Annotated in this window: 19 protein-coding genes; 9 read left to right on the top strand and 10 right to left on the bottom strand. The window is 68.1% G+C overall.

Annotation, left to right across the window (positions count from 1 at the left end; all coding sequences use genetic code 11):
* Positions 1-33: 33 nt before the first annotated feature.
* Genes AC5P99_RS02495 through AC5P99_RS02485 form a run of 3 tightly spaced genes read right to left on the bottom strand, consistent with a single transcriptional unit; the run spans position 34 to position 1,473 of the window.
* Positions 34-651 carry a DUF998 domain-containing protein gene (locus tag AC5P99_RS02495; RefSeq protein ID WP_088436151.1) on the bottom strand — a complete coding sequence of 206 codons (618 nt, stop codon included), beginning with the start codon at positions 649-651 and terminating at the stop codon, positions 34-36.
* Positions 648-821 carry an oxidoreductase-like domain-containing protein gene (locus AC5P99_RS02490; RefSeq protein WP_050550426.1) on the bottom strand — a complete coding sequence of 58 codons (174 nt, stop codon included), beginning with the start codon at positions 819-821 and terminating at the stop codon, positions 648-650. Before AC5P99_RS02490 ends, AC5P99_RS02495 begins: the two co-directional genes overlap by 4 nt.
* A gap of 49 nt (positions 822-870) precedes the next feature.
* Complete coding sequence (locus AC5P99_RS02485; RefSeq protein ID WP_495212858.1) at positions 871-1,473, bottom strand: HD domain-containing protein; 603 nt, start codon at positions 1,471-1,473, stop codon at positions 871-873.
* A gap of 240 nt (positions 1,474-1,713) precedes the next feature.
* Here AC5P99_RS02485 and AC5P99_RS02480 point away from each other — a divergent pair, with 240 nt between their 5' ends.
* Positions 1,714-2,865: a transglutaminase-like domain-containing protein gene (locus AC5P99_RS02480; protein WP_088429613.1), complete on the top strand. Its 1,152-nt coding sequence runs from the start codon at positions 1,714-1,716 to the stop codon at positions 2,863-2,865.
* A gap of 6 nt (positions 2,866-2,871) precedes the next feature.
* On the opposite strand, the gene AC5P99_RS02475 is transcribed toward AC5P99_RS02480, so the two are convergent.
* Entirely contained in the window at positions 2,872-3,207 is a 336-nt protein-coding gene (locus tag AC5P99_RS02475; protein ID WP_005414225.1) for a zinc ribbon domain-containing protein YjdM, read from the bottom strand.
* A 182-nt stretch (positions 3,208-3,389) separates the two neighbouring features.
* Between AC5P99_RS02475 and AC5P99_RS02470 the strand changes: the two genes are divergently transcribed.
* From AC5P99_RS02470 to AC5P99_RS02460, 3 genes are all read left to right on the top strand, one after another.
* The gene (locus AC5P99_RS02470; protein ID WP_495212857.1) at positions 3,390-4,751 is read left to right on the top strand and encodes an Hsp70 family protein; all 1,362 of its coding nucleotides are present in this window, start codon (positions 3,390-3,392) and stop codon (positions 4,749-4,751) included.
* 229 nt (positions 4,752-4,980) lie between these two features.
* The gene (locus tag AC5P99_RS02465) at positions 4,981-5,274 is read left to right on the top strand and encodes a YkgJ family cysteine cluster protein (RefSeq protein ID WP_053462562.1); all 294 of its coding nucleotides are present in this window, start codon (positions 4,981-4,983) and stop codon (positions 5,272-5,274) included.
* Positions 5,275-5,285: 11 nt separating this feature from the next.
* Positions 5,286-5,468, top strand: a complete 183-nt coding sequence (locus AC5P99_RS02460; protein WP_005410566.1) for a hypothetical protein — start codon at positions 5,286-5,288, stop codon at positions 5,466-5,468.
* Between the two features lie 49 nt (positions 5,469-5,517).
* On the opposite strand, the gene AC5P99_RS02455 is transcribed toward AC5P99_RS02460, so the two are convergent.
* The 3 genes from AC5P99_RS02455 to AC5P99_RS02445 are packed head-to-tail and all read right to left on the bottom strand — an operon-like array spanning position 5,518 to position 7,518.
* The gene (locus AC5P99_RS02455; protein ID WP_005410567.1) at positions 5,518-6,399 is read right to left on the bottom strand and encodes a DUF4097 family beta strand repeat-containing protein; all 882 of its coding nucleotides are present in this window, start codon (positions 6,397-6,399) and stop codon (positions 5,518-5,520) included.
* Between the two features lie 10 nt (positions 6,400-6,409).
* Complete coding sequence (locus AC5P99_RS02450; RefSeq protein WP_049451001.1) at positions 6,410-6,943, bottom strand: hypothetical protein; 534 nt, start codon at positions 6,941-6,943, stop codon at positions 6,410-6,412.
* Complete coding sequence (locus AC5P99_RS02445) at positions 6,940-7,518, bottom strand: RNA polymerase sigma factor (RefSeq protein WP_005414221.1); 579 nt, start codon at positions 7,516-7,518, stop codon at positions 6,940-6,942. The genes AC5P99_RS02450 and AC5P99_RS02445 overlap by 4 nt, the downstream gene beginning before the upstream one ends.
* Positions 7,519-7,644: 126 nt before the next feature.
* Here AC5P99_RS02445 and AC5P99_RS02440 point away from each other — a divergent pair, with 126 nt between their 5' ends.
* Positions 7,645-7,824 carry a hypothetical protein gene (locus AC5P99_RS02440; RefSeq protein WP_005410570.1) on the top strand — a complete coding sequence of 60 codons (180 nt, stop codon included), beginning with the start codon at positions 7,645-7,647 and terminating at the stop codon, positions 7,822-7,824.
* 36 nt (positions 7,825-7,860) lie between these two features.
* On the top strand, positions 7,861-8,454 hold the full coding sequence (locus AC5P99_RS02435; protein ID WP_005410571.1) for a mechanosensitive ion channel family protein: 594 nt from the start codon (positions 7,861-7,863) through the stop codon (positions 8,452-8,454).
* 511 nt (positions 8,455-8,965) lie between these two features.
* Here the strand turns inward: AC5P99_RS02435 and AC5P99_RS02430 are convergent.
* A complete protein-coding gene (locus AC5P99_RS02430) occupies positions 8,966-9,232 on the bottom strand; it encodes a DksA/TraR family C4-type zinc finger protein (RefSeq protein WP_049451018.1) in 267 nt (88 codons plus the stop codon).
* Between the two features lie 170 nt (positions 9,233-9,402).
* On the bottom strand, positions 9,403-9,960 hold the full coding sequence (locus AC5P99_RS02425; RefSeq protein ID WP_005414218.1) for a DUF2058 domain-containing protein: 558 nt from the start codon (positions 9,958-9,960) through the stop codon (positions 9,403-9,405).
* A 62-nt stretch (positions 9,961-10,022) separates the two neighbouring features.
* Between AC5P99_RS02425 and AC5P99_RS02420 the strand changes: the two genes are divergently transcribed.
* The 3 genes from AC5P99_RS02420 (at position 10,023) to AC5P99_RS02410 (ending at position 12,992) form a co-directional block, all read left to right on the top strand.
* Positions 10,023-10,523 carry a M48 metallopeptidase family protein gene (locus AC5P99_RS02420; RefSeq protein WP_049451000.1) on the top strand — a complete coding sequence of 167 codons (501 nt, stop codon included), beginning with the start codon at positions 10,023-10,025 and terminating at the stop codon, positions 10,521-10,523.
* Positions 10,524-10,570: 47 nt separating this feature from the next.
* Positions 10,571-11,269: an RNA pseudouridine synthase gene (locus AC5P99_RS02415; RefSeq protein WP_049450998.1), complete on the top strand. Its 699-nt coding sequence runs from the start codon at positions 10,571-10,573 to the stop codon at positions 11,267-11,269.
* 130 nt (positions 11,270-11,399) lie between these two features.
* Positions 11,400-12,992: a phospholipase D family protein gene (locus AC5P99_RS02410; protein WP_088436168.1), complete on the top strand. Its 1,593-nt coding sequence runs from the start codon at positions 11,400-11,402 to the stop codon at positions 12,990-12,992.
* Positions 12,993-12,995: 3 nt separating this feature from the next.
* On the opposite strand, the gene AC5P99_RS02405 is transcribed toward AC5P99_RS02410, so the two are convergent.
* Complete coding sequence (locus tag AC5P99_RS02405) at positions 12,996-14,072, bottom strand: HDOD domain-containing protein (RefSeq protein WP_005410577.1); 1,077 nt, start codon at positions 14,070-14,072, stop codon at positions 12,996-12,998.
* Between the last annotated feature and the right edge of the window lie 101 nt (positions 14,073-14,173).

The following is a 14,173-nucleotide window of genomic DNA, read 5'->3' as shown; positions in this document are numbered from 1 at the left end:
GCACGGCACGTACCGGCGCAGGCCGTTGGGGATTCAGTGGGCTGCGGCCCGACGGCTGCGCCGGTACAGGGCCATCGCCAGATACAGCAGCCAGCCAACGATCACCGCGATCACCACTTTCTGTCCCAGCCCACGCGGTGGTCCACCACGCCACAGCACATGCAGCCACAGCAGCACGAAGGCCAGCCATGCCCAGCCCCAGAGCAGGCCCGCGGCGGACTGCCAACCCGGTTCGCGGCGCAGGTACCAGGCCTGCAGCAGCATGCCGACGCTGGCACACAGGAACGCGGTGTTGGCTGCCAGTCCATGGATGAACGGTGCCAGCAGCGGGGTCGCTTCAGGCAGCCAGCTGTCACCGATGGCGACCGTCGCCAGCCCCAGTGCAGAGACAGTGAACAACAGCGGCGCCGCCGCACTGCGGCGCGGACCGATGCTGCCGCGATACAGCGCAATGCCAAGCGCCGCAATGGCCAGCGCCAGCAGGCAGTAGGCAGCGCGCAATGCCAGGCTCCACGGCCCGTGCAGGTACAGGCTCAAGGTTGCGCGCACCCAGTCCAGATCACTGCGCGCGACCTGGGTCCACAGCGCGGTGGTCACGAACAGCAGCAGCGCCACCAGTGCCAGCACCGCCGCCGGACGCGCACGGCTCATGGCGTTGCCTCCGGATGCCGCGTCTTCCACTCGGCCAGCGCCTTGCGATAGCGCTGCAGCTCATCGGCATACAGATCCAGCACGCACAGCGGACAGCCGCTGCCACAGCACTCGTTGGGACCGGGCTCTTCGGGGGGCAGCGGGCGGGGGTCGGGATCAGGGACGGACACAGTGGGAAGCGACAATCGGTGAGAGCAGGCCCAAGTGTACCGGTCCAGCTCAGCGGGCCAGCTGTCGACGCAGGTTTTCCCGAGCCGCCGCATCCAGGCGCTGGTGGAAGAAGTCACTGAGGAAGATGCGCGGCGCCCGCAGCAGCCCCTGCAGGAAACGGCGACGCCCGGCGCGGTACAGGAAGCCCGGCACGACCCCTTTGTACTCTTCGGCCACGCCACGATCATAGGCGGCGAACACTGGCTCGGGCGCGGCCAGGATCGCCATGTCGCAGTCCAGGAACAGCGCGGCCTCGGCATCAACGTCGTCCGGGCCCAGATCGCCATGGCGGGCTGTCAGCAGGATCAACTGCTCGACCCGCGCGGCGTCGACGCCGGCCAGCTCCGGGGCCCGTGCGATTGCCTGCAGGGCCAGCGCCGCCGAATGCACTTCGTTGTCCTTGCGGCCCGCCACATAGATCGCGTCGTGGTAGAGCACGGCCAGATACACCTCGGCGGGCCTCTGCCAGCCCGGGCCGTCAGCCACGTCCTGGCAGTGCTGCAGCACCGCGCGTACGTGTCCGAAGTGGTGGTAGGCGCGGGGCGGCGTTGCGTAGCTGTCCTGCAGCGCCTGCCACTGCGCAGGAGCCAGCGTCAGCGGAGAGAAATCCATACCCGGATCATCCCGCCTGCGCAGCCCCGCGGCAAGCTGATGGTTTTTTCACCACATACTCACAACGCTTGCCCGGTGAGGCCTGGACGCGGTTGTCCACAGCTTTGTCGAGCGCTGGTCCACATCGGTTGTGGATGAAACGCCGTACCGGCCACGCGCCGACCAGCGGTCACTGCAGCGCGGCGCCGCCGGGTCTACACTCGCTGCAGGCGGGAGCGCCCGCCGCTGCCGGGAACTGTCATGTACCGCCCTGCCGCCCGCATCTTCGTCGTGGTCCTGGCCGCTTTGATGGCCGCGCCGCTCTGCGCACAGGACCACCCGCGCACCGATGCACTCCCGCCCATCGGAAGCGTCACCCCGGTGGAGGTCCCCTCACCGGAACAGGTCTTCGCGATTCCTCCCGCAATGCGCGCGATGCTGCAGGCGCAGGTGATCGACCGCAGTTCATCGCGCGAGCAGCGGCTGCAGGCACTGGTGGAAATGATCTTCGGCCGCCAGGGGCTGGACCTGCAGTACGACGCGAACGCGACCTACACCGTGGACGAAGTCTGGCAGCAGCGCCGCGCCAACTGCCTCGCCTTTACGCTGATGTTCGTGGCACTGGCGCGCGAGGCTGGCATCCAGGCCCGCGTTCAGGAAGTCGGCCAGGTCGTGTCCTGGTACCAGGACCAGGACGCCGGCGTGGTCTACAGTGTGGGCCACGTCAACGCGGGCGTGGAGATCGCGGGGCGTTACGCCACGGTCGACCTCGATCGCAACGTACTCTACGACCGCCACGGCCCGCAGCCGGTCAGCCGCGCGCGTGCACTGGCCCATTTCTACAACAATCGAGGTGCCGAACGCATGGCCGAAGGAGACCTCGTCGGCGCCCGCGCGTTCTTCGATGCCTCGGTCGTGCAGGATCGCGCATTCCCCTCGGTCTGGAACAACCTGGGTGTGCTCGACAACCGTGAGGGCAACACCGATGCGGCGCGGCAGGCACTGGACCGCGCCCTGCGCCTGGACGGTCGCCAGGATGCGGCGCTGACCAATGCCAGCGCGCTGTATCGGCAGCTTGGGCTGGATGCGCAGGCCAAGGCCCTGGAGCGACGCTTGAAGTCGGTGCAGCGTGAGGACCCGTTTGCGCAGTACATGCTGGGCACGCAGGCCGAGCAGGCCGGAAAGCTGGCCGAAGCCATCCGCTATTACCGGCAGGCCGTGCGCCTGTATGACACCGCGCACCAGTTCCACTTCGGGCTGGCGCGCGTGTATTTCGTGTCCGGGCAGCTTGAACGCGCCGACCGTGAACTGACCCGCGCGCAGCTTCTGGGTGGTGCAACGGAGCAGGCACGCTACCAGGCCAAGCTCGACAGCCTGGCCCGCTGGCGCGCGCAGCAGCAGGCCAGGCGCTGAGACCGATCAGGCCTTCTTGAGGAAGCAGGTCTTCAGGACCAGGCCCTTGATCTTGTCCGAGTTGCCTTCGATGTGCTCGGCATCATCTTCGACCAGGCGGATGTTGCGGATCACGGTGCCCTGCTTCAGCGGGATCGAAGACCCCTTCACCTTCAGGTCCTTGATCACGGTGACGGTGTCGCCGGCCTGCAGGGTATTGCCGTTGCTGTCACGCACGACCAGGGTCGAACCGGCACTTTCCTCGGCGGTCCATTCGAAACCGCAATCGGCGCAGATCCACAGCGCGCCATCGGCATAGGTGTTTTCCAGGGTGCACTGCGGGCAGGCGGGAACAGACGACATCGGCAAGTACCTCAAAGTGAATCAACAGCCGCCATTGTAACCGCCCGGTCCGGGGCCCCGGCTCCCTGGCAGGTGCCCGGCCGCCGCCATGACCGCGGCTGGAGCAGCCGTGACGCTGGAACTTGCAGTCGGCGACGAACTGCAGCAGAGTGCGCGGCCCCTGACCGCCCCCGGAACTCCCCATGCGCCTCGGCATCGACTTCGGTACCAGCAACTCCGCCGCCGCCATCGTGCATGAGGGGAAACTGCTGCCGATCCGTTTCGGTGACGCCGAACAGTTCCGCACCAGCGTGTACTTCCCCGGCGTGGTGCCCGACCCGGACGACTTCCAGCTCGACGACGGCCAGGAACACCAGCTGCAGCAGATGATCGATAGCGCCGCGCGTGCAGCCCGTGCCGCCGGCCAGGAACGCACCCCGCAGGCGCTGCGCCGTGAAGCCCTGCGCGCCCTGCGCCGTGAATGGATGGAGGCCCGCGCCGGCAAGGAACGCAGCGCCAGCGACCTGCTGCAGAACGCGGTCTACGGCGACGACGCGCTGGAAGCCTATTTCGAGGAACACGAAGGCAACCTGGTGCAGAGCCCGAAGTCGATGCTGGGCTACAACCTGCACCCACGCGCGAAGCAGACCATCACCGGCATCGCCGCGCACATCCTCGAACACATCCGCCTGACCGCCAGCGCCCAGCTTGGCCAGCCGCTGCGTGCCGCTCTGCTCGGCCGCCCGGTGCAGTTCCGCAGCTCGATCGGCGCGGCCGGCAATGACCAGGCACTGGATATCCTGCGCGAGGCCGCCACCCAGGCCGGCTTCGACCAGATCGACTTCCTCGAAGAACCCGCCGCGGCGGCCATGCACTACCACGCCGAAAGCCGCGAGCGGCACCAGGCGGTGATCGTCGACATCGGCGGCGGCACCACCGATATCGCGCATGCCGAAGTCGGTGGCGACGACGCCCCGCGTATCCACCGCGCGTGGGGTATCGCCCGCGGCGGTACCGACATTGATCTGGCGCTGAGCCTGTCCAGCTACATGCCGCTGTTCGGCCGCGGCATCACCCGCGTGCCCGCCCACCACTATGTGGAAGCAGCCACCGTGCAGGACATGACGCGCCAGCGCGACTTCCGCCAGCACAAATACGATCACATCGACGAGCCGTGGGGCGGGCGCCTGCAGGCCCTGCAGGACACCGGCAATACCGCCCGCCTGTACCGCGATGTCGAACGCGCCAAGATCGCCCTCAGCGCCGCCAGCGAGCACCGCAGCACGCTGGACTACATCGCCCGCGACCTGCATGCCGACAGCAGCGCCGATGGCCTGGCCGCCGCCGCCCACGGCTACCTGGAGCAGATCCGGGAACTGCTGGCCCAGGTCCGCAGCGACATCGGGGGCGACCCGGATGCGGTGTTCCTGACCGGCGGCATGTCCCGTGCCGGCTACCTGCGCCAGGCCGTGGCCGAGGCCTTTCCGGGGGCCCGCATGGTCCACGGCGAGCCCTCGCTGGGCGTGGTCCAGGGCCTGGCGTTGGCGGCAGCCAGCCAGGATTAACAAAACGTTACGCGGTCTAAGTTACTCTTGGTCGGCTAGAACCCTGCTGCACCTTCCACCGGCCACGCCGGTGTGTGTCCACGGTGCAGCCTGGCCCGCCCTGCGGGCCTAGCGGCCATGCCTTCCTGGCTCGTTCATGGTCCGCGCAGCACCTGAGCCGCCATCGAGACCCGCTTTGGGCACCCGCCAGGCCCCTGTGGCCTTACAACCTGACGCAGCACCTGCACCCATCGACTGCCGCCGTTGTGACGCGGTCTGTTGTCGTCTGCCCGTGCTGCTGCAGCCCGGCGACCACGTGCCTGGCCAGTTCCTGTCACGCGACACCCACGGCCGTGCCGTGATGGCGCGCAACGAGGAAGGCTGGTGCGCGGCGATCGATCCCTATCACCTGCGCTGCACGATCTATTCGCAGCGCCCGGCGATCTGCCGCCAGTTTTCGATGGGCGGCGATGACTGCCGCCGCGAGCGGCAGGACTACCTGCGCCAGGCCGACGCCTGGGCGCTCTCCTCCCCTTCCACCTGACAGGAGCAACCATGCCCCGCAAGGCAAAGACCCCCGCGAAGGCCAGCAACAGCATCCGCAGCGAACGCAAGGGCGCGGCCGCCAGCACCGTGGTCAGCAGCGATTCGATCGCTTCGGACCTGGCAGCGTTCCGCAAGGCCGGTGGCAAGATCGAAGTCCTCGGCACCACCTGGGCGCTGAAGAAAGCCAGCTGACCCAGTACCGACCGCGGCGGCGCTGCCGCCGCGGCCTGCCGGACCGTGCTCAGCGATCCAGGCGTACCCGCACACTGCCCGAATGCGACTGGATGCGGATGTCTCCATCGCCGCCCCCCAGACGCGTATCGAGATGGCTGCCCGGCCCGTAGCGCGGCCGCTCCACCTGACCGGCGTCGCTGTTGATCGAGCCGCTGAAGCTGTTCACCGACAGCTGTGCCGACACCGTGCGTGGCAGGCTCAGCGTGACCGAGGCACTGACCGATTCGACATTGATGCGGCCGCCGGGCGCCAACCCGGCCGCTGCCAGATCGATGCTGCCCGAAACGGTTTCCACCGCCAGTCGCTGCACGCGCCCGGCGTCGACCTCGACCCGTCCGGACACCGTCTGCGCACCGATATCACCGGACACGCCGCCGCCGGCCTCGATGCGGCCACTGACGGTGTTCACATCCAGCTTCGGCGTCTGCAGGCGTGCGCTGACGCTGCCACTGACCGTGTTGAGCTTGCTGTCGCCACTGCGGCCAGCCGCGCTCAGGCTGCCGCTGACCGTGTCGGCCTGCAGCCGTCGCACATCGATACCACTGATGTCCTGGCTGGCGCTGACCGTGCTCAGCAGCAGCTCCACCGATCGCGGCACGTTCAGCACCAGCGTTGCACCACCGCTGTTGCTGCGGCGCGGATATTCGATCTCCCAGCGCACACGGTTGGCGCTTTTTTCCTGGCGCAACTGCAGGCCGTCGCTGAGCGTGCCGGTGAGCTGCACGTCATTGCGGTCCCAGCCACGCACGGTCACCTTGCCGGCCACGTTGCTCAGCTCGATGCGACCGCCCGCAGCCAAGGTGTGGCGCTCGTCGATGCGGGTGTCGGCCAGTGCCACGGCAGGGGTCAGCAGCAGCGCGACACAGCAGGAAATCAGGGTTCGGGTCATGGGGGTCTCCTCAGGTCGTCAAGCCGGACTCGGCGGCATAGGCCGCCTGCCGGGTCAGTTCCAGCCGCAGCGCATAGGTGCGCTTGAGCTGGCCAAGCAGGTGCGGCGCACGCGGGTCCTGCGCCAGGGCGGCACGGATCTGCGCCGCGCTTTCATCCAATTCATGCAGGGCCGGCTGCCATTCCGGCGCCCGTCCATCGGGCAGCGCGGCCACGGCCTGCTGGTACTGCTCGGTCATCGCCGCGGCCTGCAGCTGCAGGGCGGACGGCGCCGGCATATCCGGCTGCGCATGCCGCCACGGCGCCACCGCATACAGTGCCAGGCTGGCAGCCAGGGCAGCGCCGGCCGGCAACCACCAGCGGCGCCGCGAACGCACCGGCAGGACCACCACGTTGTCCGTTGGCGCGGGTGCTGCCTGCGATTCACGCGGCGGCAGCCGGGCGGACAGGCGTGCCCAGCCATCGGCGGGTACATCGCGCTCGTTCGGCAGCGCGCGCAGCCGGGCCAGCAGGTCGTGATCGGAATCGTGTTCGTGTGTACTCATGTCATGTCTCCCAGCCGTGCGCGCAACAGGCCGCGCGCACGATGCAGCTGTGCCTTGGAACTGCCGACTGCCATCTGCAGCTGCTCGGCGATTTCCTGGTGTTTCCAGCCTTCGATATCGTGCAGCACCAGTACCGCACGCGCCCGTGGTGGCAGTGTCGACAATGCGCGCTCCAGGTCACGCTCGGTACCCGCGCAACGGTCATGCACCGCCAGTTCCTGCAGGCCGCCATCGACATCCTCCAGGCTGTCGTGATCCTGCCCTGCGGCGCGACCGCGCAGTTCCATCAGTGCGGCGTTGACCCCCAGCCGATGCAGCCAGGTGGACAGGCTGCTCTCGAAACGGAACCCTGGCAGGGCTTTCCAGGCCTGCAGGAAGGCCTCCTGCAACGCATCCTCGGCACGTGCCTGCTGGCCGCCACACAACCGCCACAGGACAGCGAATACACGCGGCGCGTGACGCCGGTACAGCAGTTCGTAGGCAGCGGTGTCGCCGGCGGCCGCCGCCCGCACCAGGGCGGGTTCGTCGACGGCGTCGTTGGCGGCAGGCAGCGCGGGCATGGTGGTGTCGAGCATATCGCTTGGATGCGGCGACCCGGGAAAAGGTTTAGAGCCGATCGACGGCCGATGCCATGCAACCTTTTCGACGGCTGCTGCATCCATGGAAGGTCCTTCGCGAATCTGCCGTCCGGGAGTCCTGCCATGTCCAGCCCTTCCTGCGCCGCCCTGCTGGTGATCGCTGCCTGCGTCCTGCTGCAGGCGCTGGGCCTGTCACTGCAGCTGCGCCCCGACAACGGCCGCGCCTGCCTGCAGCAGCACCGCCAGGAGCTGGTCTGCCTGGCCTGGACCCCGGCGGTCGAATCCCCCGCACGCGCCGGGTAACATCGAGGGCCGTTATTGCCACCCGTCGTCGCCCCCATGATGTTGTCGCTGAAGGATCACCTGCCGGCCTGGACCTACCCTTGGCTCCACGACGCGGGTATCGCCGTGAAGATCCTGCTCACCCTGCTGGCCGCGTGGCTGCTGCGGGTGCTGGCACGGCGCTTGATCCGCCGCTTCGCCGAGCACTACACGCTGCCACCGGAAATGGTGATGGGCGCGCGCCGGATCACCAGTTTCGTGGTCTATTTCAGCGCAGTGCTGTACATCCTCAGCCTGCTCGGCGCATCGCCGTCGGTATTGTGGACCGCGTTCACCGGCTTCGCGGCGGTGGGCGCGGTGGCCTTCTTCGCGGCCTGGAGCGTGCTCTCCAACATCTTCTGCACGCTGCTGATCTTCACCACGCGCCCGTTCCGCCTGCATGACTACATCGAGGTGCTGGAGAACGGCGAGAAACCGGGCCTGAAGGGGCGGGTGATCGACGTGAACCTGATCTACACCACGCTGCAGGAGACCGGCGACGGCCACGAGGGGACGGTGCTGCAGCTGCCGAACAACCTGTTCTTCCAGCGCACGGTGCGGCGCTGGCGCGACCCGGCGCAGGCCCCCGGCGGCATCCAGGGCGACGGCTGAGGGGGGCTTCCTTTGCAGGGCTGCGCCCTGCACCTGCAGAGGCCGAAGCCGAAGCAAGATCAAGAGCGGCATTCCGTGGGATGGCGGGGCGGTGTGGGTGGTCAGGACACGCCGTAAACCCGTCCATGGGGGCTCGATGGCGCCATCCATGGCGCCAACGGTCCTGCCCACCCACACCGCCCCACCTCTGACAGATTCCGCGCACTGTTGGTGGGTGCCGACCGTTGGTCGGCACATCTGTCAGATATCGATAGTCAAAATTGAATCCGACCCCGTGCCGACCAACGGTCGGCATCAGCAGCGGGTTCCAACAGATCGCGGAAATCTGTCAGAGGCGGGGCGGTGTCGGAGTGCGGGGTGTCCGCGGCATGGATGCCGCGGCCAAGCCCCCATGGACGGGTTCACGGCGTCCCCGCACTCCGACACCGCCCTGCCAACCCACGGAATGCCAGCCTTTGATGTTGACGTTGCTTCTGCAGGTGCAGGGCGCAGCCCTGCAATAAAACACCCCTTACCTCAGCTGGCTGTCCTTGCTGCCACGCCGGTTGTAGCCGGCATGCGCCTGTTCTTCGTCGTCATGCGCCTGCTGGCACGCCACGCACAGTCGAACACCAGGCACAGCCTGGCGCCGCGCCAACGGGATCGGCGCGTCGCATTCCTCACAGTGGTCCAGACCCGGGCCCTGCCGCAGCTGGCGCCGCGCGCGGGCGATCGCATCGTCGACGGTGGCGTCGATCTGGTCCTGGACCGCGCCGTCTCCCGCCCAACCGGTAGCCATGGCCATCCTCCGCAGGTGTGTCGCCTGATATGGGGACGATACACCCGCGCACAAAGGAGCAGACCTGTGTTGAGCCGAGCCATGCCCGGCTGATCTTCAGCAATCTGAGCAGAACGTGGAGGGCTTCAATCAGGTCGATCGCGACTTAATCCCCTCCGTCCCCTTTTCGCTTACCAGACCAGGTCGTCCGGCACCTGGAACTGGGCGTAGTAGGCGTCGTCCTCGGCGTTGCCGGTGGAGATCTCCGCGGTCGAGCCCGGCTGGCCGTGGTCGACGATGATCGCTTCCGGGGCGCGCTCACGCACCTTCTCGGCAGCAGCACGTGGCAGCAGCGCGTAACCGTCGCCGTGGGCAACGATGACCAGCACGCCCACCGACAGCGCCTTGCGCAGCTTGGGGTCGATCAGCAGGGTGCGGATCGCCGTGCCATCGCTGAAGCGGTACTCGTCATCGCCCTTGTGGGGCACGGCATGGGCCGCGATGATCTGCTTCGCCTGCGCCTTCTGTTCAGCCTGCCTGGCCTGCGCATTGCGCTCGGCGGCCAGCGCGCGGTCGCGCTCGATCTTCTCGGCGCGGACGCGTTCAGCCTCGCGCTGGACCTCGGCCGAGGTCGATTCGGCCTTGCCCTGGCGGGCCTTGGCCTGCTCGCGCGCGGCGGCGCTGGCCTGCGACTTCTTGGCCAGGCCGGCCTTGAGCAATTGTTCCTGCAGCGCGTTGGGCTTTGCCATGGTCGGTGCGTACCGCGTGTAATCTTGGATGCCCCATTCTACCGACGCCCCGCCGCCCCTGCATGGCAGTCCTGAAGTACCTCACCGGCTATCCCGAACCCCTGGTCGCCCAGGTCAGCGAACTGCTGGCGCAGGGCAAGCTCGGCCCCTGGCTGCAGCAGCGCTACCCCGACCCGCATGAAGTGCGCAGCGACCGCCAGCTGTACGACTACACCCAGGAGCTGAAGGACCGCTACCTGCGCAAGTCGGTGCCGCTCAACAAGGTCTGCTACGACAACACGCTGGAAGTGATCAAGCACGCGCTGGGCACTCATACCGCCATTTCCCGCGTGCACGGCGGCCGCCTCAAGGCCAGCCGCGAGATCCGCATCGCCACCGTGTTCCGCCAGGCACCGGCAGCGTTCCTGCGCATGATCGTGGTGCATGAGTTGGCCCACCTGAAGGAAGTCGACCACAACAAGGCCTTCTACCAGCTGTGCCAGCACATGGAGCCGGAGTACCTGCAGCTGGAGTTCGATACCCGCCTGTACCTGACCGAGCTGGCCAACCGCGGCCAGCGCTGACCGGCCGCAGCAGCTACACTGCGCGCCCCCTGCCCGACCTTGCCGCCATGGAACCGATCCGTCTCGACAAACGCCTGTCCGCCCTGCTCGGCATCCCGCGCGGCGAAGCGCGACGCTACATCGAAGGCGGCTGGGTCACGGTCAACGGCGACGTGGTGGAGCAGCCGCAGCGCCCGGTCGATGACAGCGCGGTGATCGTCGTAGCCGCGCAGGCCAGCGATGAAAAGGCCGAGCGGGTCAGCATGCTGTTGAACAAGCCGGCCGGCGTTGCCGCTGAGACCCTGTGTGCGCTGGTCAGCAGTGACAGCCGCAGCGAACTCGATGCCAGCGACATCCGTCCGCTGCAGCGTCACTTCCATGGCCTGCAGCTGGCCGCCTCGCTTCCGGCCAGCGACAGCGGCCTGGTGGTGGTCAGCCAGGATCCGGCCGCGCTGGCCCATCTGCAGCGCAATCTGGGCCGCACCGAGCAGGAATACCTGATCGAAGTGGCCGAAGGCGGCCCGGAGCGTGGGCCATGGCTGATGGCGCGTCTGCAGCAGGAGGCCGGCGGCGGCAAGGTCAGCTGGCAGAGCGAACAACGCCTGCGCTTTGCCGGCAAGGGGCTTACCGCCAAGGGCCTGCGTGCAGCGGTGACAGCCGCCGGGCTGCAGGTGACCGGGGTGCGCCGCCTGCGTATCGGACGCGTGGCGCTGGGGCCGCTGCCGCCGGGGCAGTGGCGCTACCTGGGCAGCGACGAGCGGTTCTGAGGTGTGCGGGTCAGAGCCCTTTCCTGTGGAATGGGATCCGCCCCCATCGGTGACGCCCCCTCGGGGTGGGATCCCGTGCCGAAGGCAAGGGCTCTGACCCCCTGTCGATCCTGCAGGCATTCCTTCACGCATGGCGTGGCTCTACCATCGGGGCATGAGCCTGCCCAAGCCGCTGTGGCGACGCCTGCTGCGCATCGCTGCAATCATTCTCGCTGCGCTGGTGCTGCTGGTGCTGTCCGGCCTGCTGCTGGCCGACCACCTCACGCCGCAGGCACGGGGCACGCCTTCGCATGTGCTGCCACTGCAGCCGGCGCAGACCCGCATCGACCAGCAGATCGTGCCATTGCAGGAGGCCCATCCCGGCCAGTCCGGCGTGGCCTTCCTCAGTGATGGCATGGATGCCTTCGCCGCACGCGCGATGATCACCACGCACGCAGGCCGCAGCCTGGACCTGCAGTACTACATCTGGCACGACGACCTGATCGGCCACCTGATGGCCAAGGCGCTGTATGACGCCGCCGAGCGCGGCGTGCGCGTGCGCATCCTGCTTGATGACATGAATGCCAAGGACAAGGACGCGCTGATGATGGCGCTCGATGCGCATCCGAACATCGAGATCCGCCTGTACAACCCGTTCCGCAACCGGACCGGCATCCTGCGCATGGTGGAGATGGTGCAGCGCTTCTTCAGCGTGAACCACCGCATGCACAACAAGAGCTGGATCGCCGATGGCCGCGTCGCGATCGTCGGTGGCCGCAACATCGGCGAGGAGTATTTCAGCGCGCGCACCGATGTGAACTTCCAGGATCTGGACCTGCTGGTCGCCGGCCCCGCCGTGGAGCAGGCCAACCGCATCTTCGACGACTACTGGAACAGCGAAACCGCCATTCCGGTATCCGCGCTTGCCTTCCATACCGACGCACAACTGCGCCTGCTGGTGCGCGAATCGGACCATGAGGCGCAGCGGGACGTGGCCCGGCCGTACCTGGCGCGCGTGGCCGAATCGCGCAAGCGGCAGCGCCCGAGCCCCGAGCCGCTGCGCTGGAGCGGTGCAGTGCGCATCGTGTCCGACCCGCCGATGAAGCACCGCAAGGACGATCGCGCTGCCTGGCTGGTGTCGACCCTGATCAGCGAGCTGCAGGCCGCCAGGCACAAGGCCCTGTTGATCTCGCCCTACTTCGTTCCCGGCAAGGAGGGCCTGGATGGCTTTTCGGCCATGTCCGGGCGGGGCGTGCAGGTCGGCGTGGTCACCAACTCACTGGCCGCCAATGACGTCGCCGCCGTACATGGTGGCTACATGGGCTACCGCGTGCCGTTGCTCGAAGCCGGCGTCCACCTTTACGAACTGAAGGCACAAGGGCAGTCCGGCGATGCCGGCGTGTTCGGCAGCAGCGGCGCCAGCCTGCATACCAAGGCGTTCCTGGTCGATGACCGCCGCGGTTTTGTCGGTTCGTTCAACCTCGACCCGCGCTCGGCCTATCTGAACACCGAGATGGGCGTGCTGTTCGACGACCCGGTGCTGGGCGCACAGCTGCGGGACGAGTACCTGCGCCTGGCTGATCCCAGGCACAGCTGGTGGCTGGCGCTGGATGACCGTCGCCGGTTGCGCTGGCTGGAGCGCGAACCGCCACCGCACTGGGTGGAGGCGGAGCCGGGGGCAACAGCGCGCAAACGCTGGTTGTCGCGGGTGATCAGCTGGCTGCCGGTCGAATCGCAGCTGTAGCGCTCAGGGCGTTGGACCCGCCTCTTCCTGTCCGGCCTCATCACGTGTTTCCACGCTGCGTCCATGCAGGCGCCGCCAGATCCAACGCAGGGCATGCGGCGGCGCTGAAGGCAACTGTTCGAGCAGGGCCAGCATGCGGCTCTGGCTGGCATGTCCATGCCGGCACAGCAGGCTGGCTGCCGCCGCAGCGCTGGCCAGACGCAGGCTGTCGGCGAGTGGGCCATCGGCCTCCGGCGCCAGTGCCTGGTGCACGGGCTCGGGCAGCTCCCAGGCTGCAGCCACGCGTTGTGCCAGCGGCAACGACCATTGCTGGAGCAGTTGCAGGGCCAGCGCCGGCTCCACGGTTTCGTCGCGTGCCTGCGCTTCCTGCAGCAGCTGGCGCATCACCAGCGCTGACCCCAGCCCCTGCACCAGGCCCAGCCACTGCGCAGCGAAGGCATCACCGAAGGTGACCGTGCGCGCATGATCGGCGGCCGCACGCGAAGCCAGCAGTGCGTGCTCCCAGATGATCGTGCTGAACTGCGGAAACATGCCGCACTGCACCTGCATCACCGGCTGCACCAGCACTGCGCTGATGATCTGGCGCACGCCCTCGGTACCGACCAGGGTCACCGCACGCTGCAGGCTTTCCACTGGCCGCTCATGCACCTTGTAGGCCGGGCTGTTGGCGATGCGCAGCAGATTTCCGGTCAGCACCGGGTCCTGGCCGATGATCGCCGCCATCACCCGTGCCGAGGCGGCATCGTCGTTGACGGTCTGGATCAGCTGCGGCAGCAGTTGCGGGCGCCGTGGCAGGTGCCGGGCGGCCCAGTCACGGTCCTGCAGCGCGCGCGCCACCGCTTCGCCGAGTGCCGGATCCTGCACGGGGGCAGGCTCGCCAGCCAGCCGTGGGTACAGGGCAAGTGCATGCAGGCCGCGCTGCAGGTGGGCGGCGATCTCACCGGCCTGCAGCGCCTCGCCCTGAAGGCTGGCTGCGGCAGCAGCGACCGCCTGTCGCGATACGGCCGCCAGGCGCAACGGAGCCGCCCCGGTCGAGCGCGCCAGCCAGCCGCGCAGCGATCGCCACCAGGCCGGCGTCATCGCCGCCTGCCCTGTCGTTGTGGTGCCCTTGCCGTCACTGACCGCCCTGCCTCTTCACGCGAATCCGGCCACCCGCCGTCGTCGCAGCATCGGCCGCACTT

This window comes from Stenotrophomonas sp. YJH_SMC_80, from assembly GCF_059372495.1.
Note: the sequence above shows the minus strand (reverse complement) of the source record. Positions and strands in the feature narration are given on the sequence as shown.

Bases quoted from the DNA above. Each gene is read 5' to 3' on its own strand.
- AC5P99_RS02495 (WP_088436151.1), bottom strand. From the start codon at position 651: ATGAGCCGTGCGCGTCCGGCGGCGGTGCTGGCACTGGTGGCGCTGCTG.
- AC5P99_RS02485 (WP_495212858.1), bottom strand. From the start codon at position 1,473: ATGGATTTCTCTCCGCTGACGCTGGCTCCTGCGCAGTGGCAGGCGCTG.
- AC5P99_RS02480 (WP_088429613.1), top strand. From the start codon at position 1,714: ATGTACCGCCCTGCCGCCCGCATCTTCGTCGTGGTCCTGGCCGCTTTG.
- AC5P99_RS02475 (WP_005414225.1), bottom strand. From the start codon at position 3,207: ATGTCGTCTGTTCCCGCCTGCCCGCAGTGCACCCTGGAAAACACCTAT.
- AC5P99_RS02470 (WP_495212857.1), top strand. From the start codon at position 3,390: ATGCGCCTCGGCATCGACTTCGGTACCAGCAACTCCGCCGCCGCCATC.
- AC5P99_RS02460 (WP_005410566.1), top strand. From the start codon at position 5,286: ATGCCCCGCAAGGCAAAGACCCCCGCGAAGGCCAGCAACAGCATCCGC.
- AC5P99_RS02455 (WP_005410567.1), bottom strand. From the start codon at position 6,399: ATGACCCGAACCCTGATTTCCTGCTGTGTCGCGCTGCTGCTGACCCCT.
- AC5P99_RS02450 (WP_049451001.1), bottom strand. From the start codon at position 6,943: ATGAGTACACACGAACACGATTCCGATCACGACCTGCTGGCCCGGCTG.
- AC5P99_RS02445 (WP_005414221.1), bottom strand. From the start codon at position 7,518: ATGCTCGACACCACCATGCCCGCGCTGCCTGCCGCCAACGACGCCGTC.
- AC5P99_RS02440 (WP_005410570.1), top strand. From the start codon at position 7,645: ATGTCCAGCCCTTCCTGCGCCGCCCTGCTGGTGATCGCTGCCTGCGTC.
- AC5P99_RS02435 (WP_005410571.1), top strand. From the start codon at position 7,861: ATGATGTTGTCGCTGAAGGATCACCTGCCGGCCTGGACCTACCCTTGG.
- AC5P99_RS02430 (WP_049451018.1), bottom strand. From the start codon at position 9,232: ATGGCTACCGGTTGGGCGGGAGACGGCGCGGTCCAGGACCAGATCGAC.
- AC5P99_RS02425 (WP_005414218.1), bottom strand. From the start codon at position 9,960: ATGGCAAAGCCCAACGCGCTGCAGGAACAATTGCTCAAGGCCGGCCTG.
- AC5P99_RS02420 (WP_049451000.1), top strand. From the start codon at position 10,023: ATGGCAGTCCTGAAGTACCTCACCGGCTATCCCGAACCCCTGGTCGCC.
- AC5P99_RS02415 (WP_049450998.1), top strand. From the start codon at position 10,571: ATGGAACCGATCCGTCTCGACAAACGCCTGTCCGCCCTGCTCGGCATC.
- AC5P99_RS02410 (WP_088436168.1), top strand. From the start codon at position 11,400: ATGGCGTGGCTCTACCATCGGGGCATGAGCCTGCCCAAGCCGCTGTGG.
- AC5P99_RS02405 (WP_005410577.1), bottom strand. From the start codon at position 14,072: ATGACGCCGGCCTGGTGGCGATCGCTGCGCGGCTGGCTGGCGCGCTCG.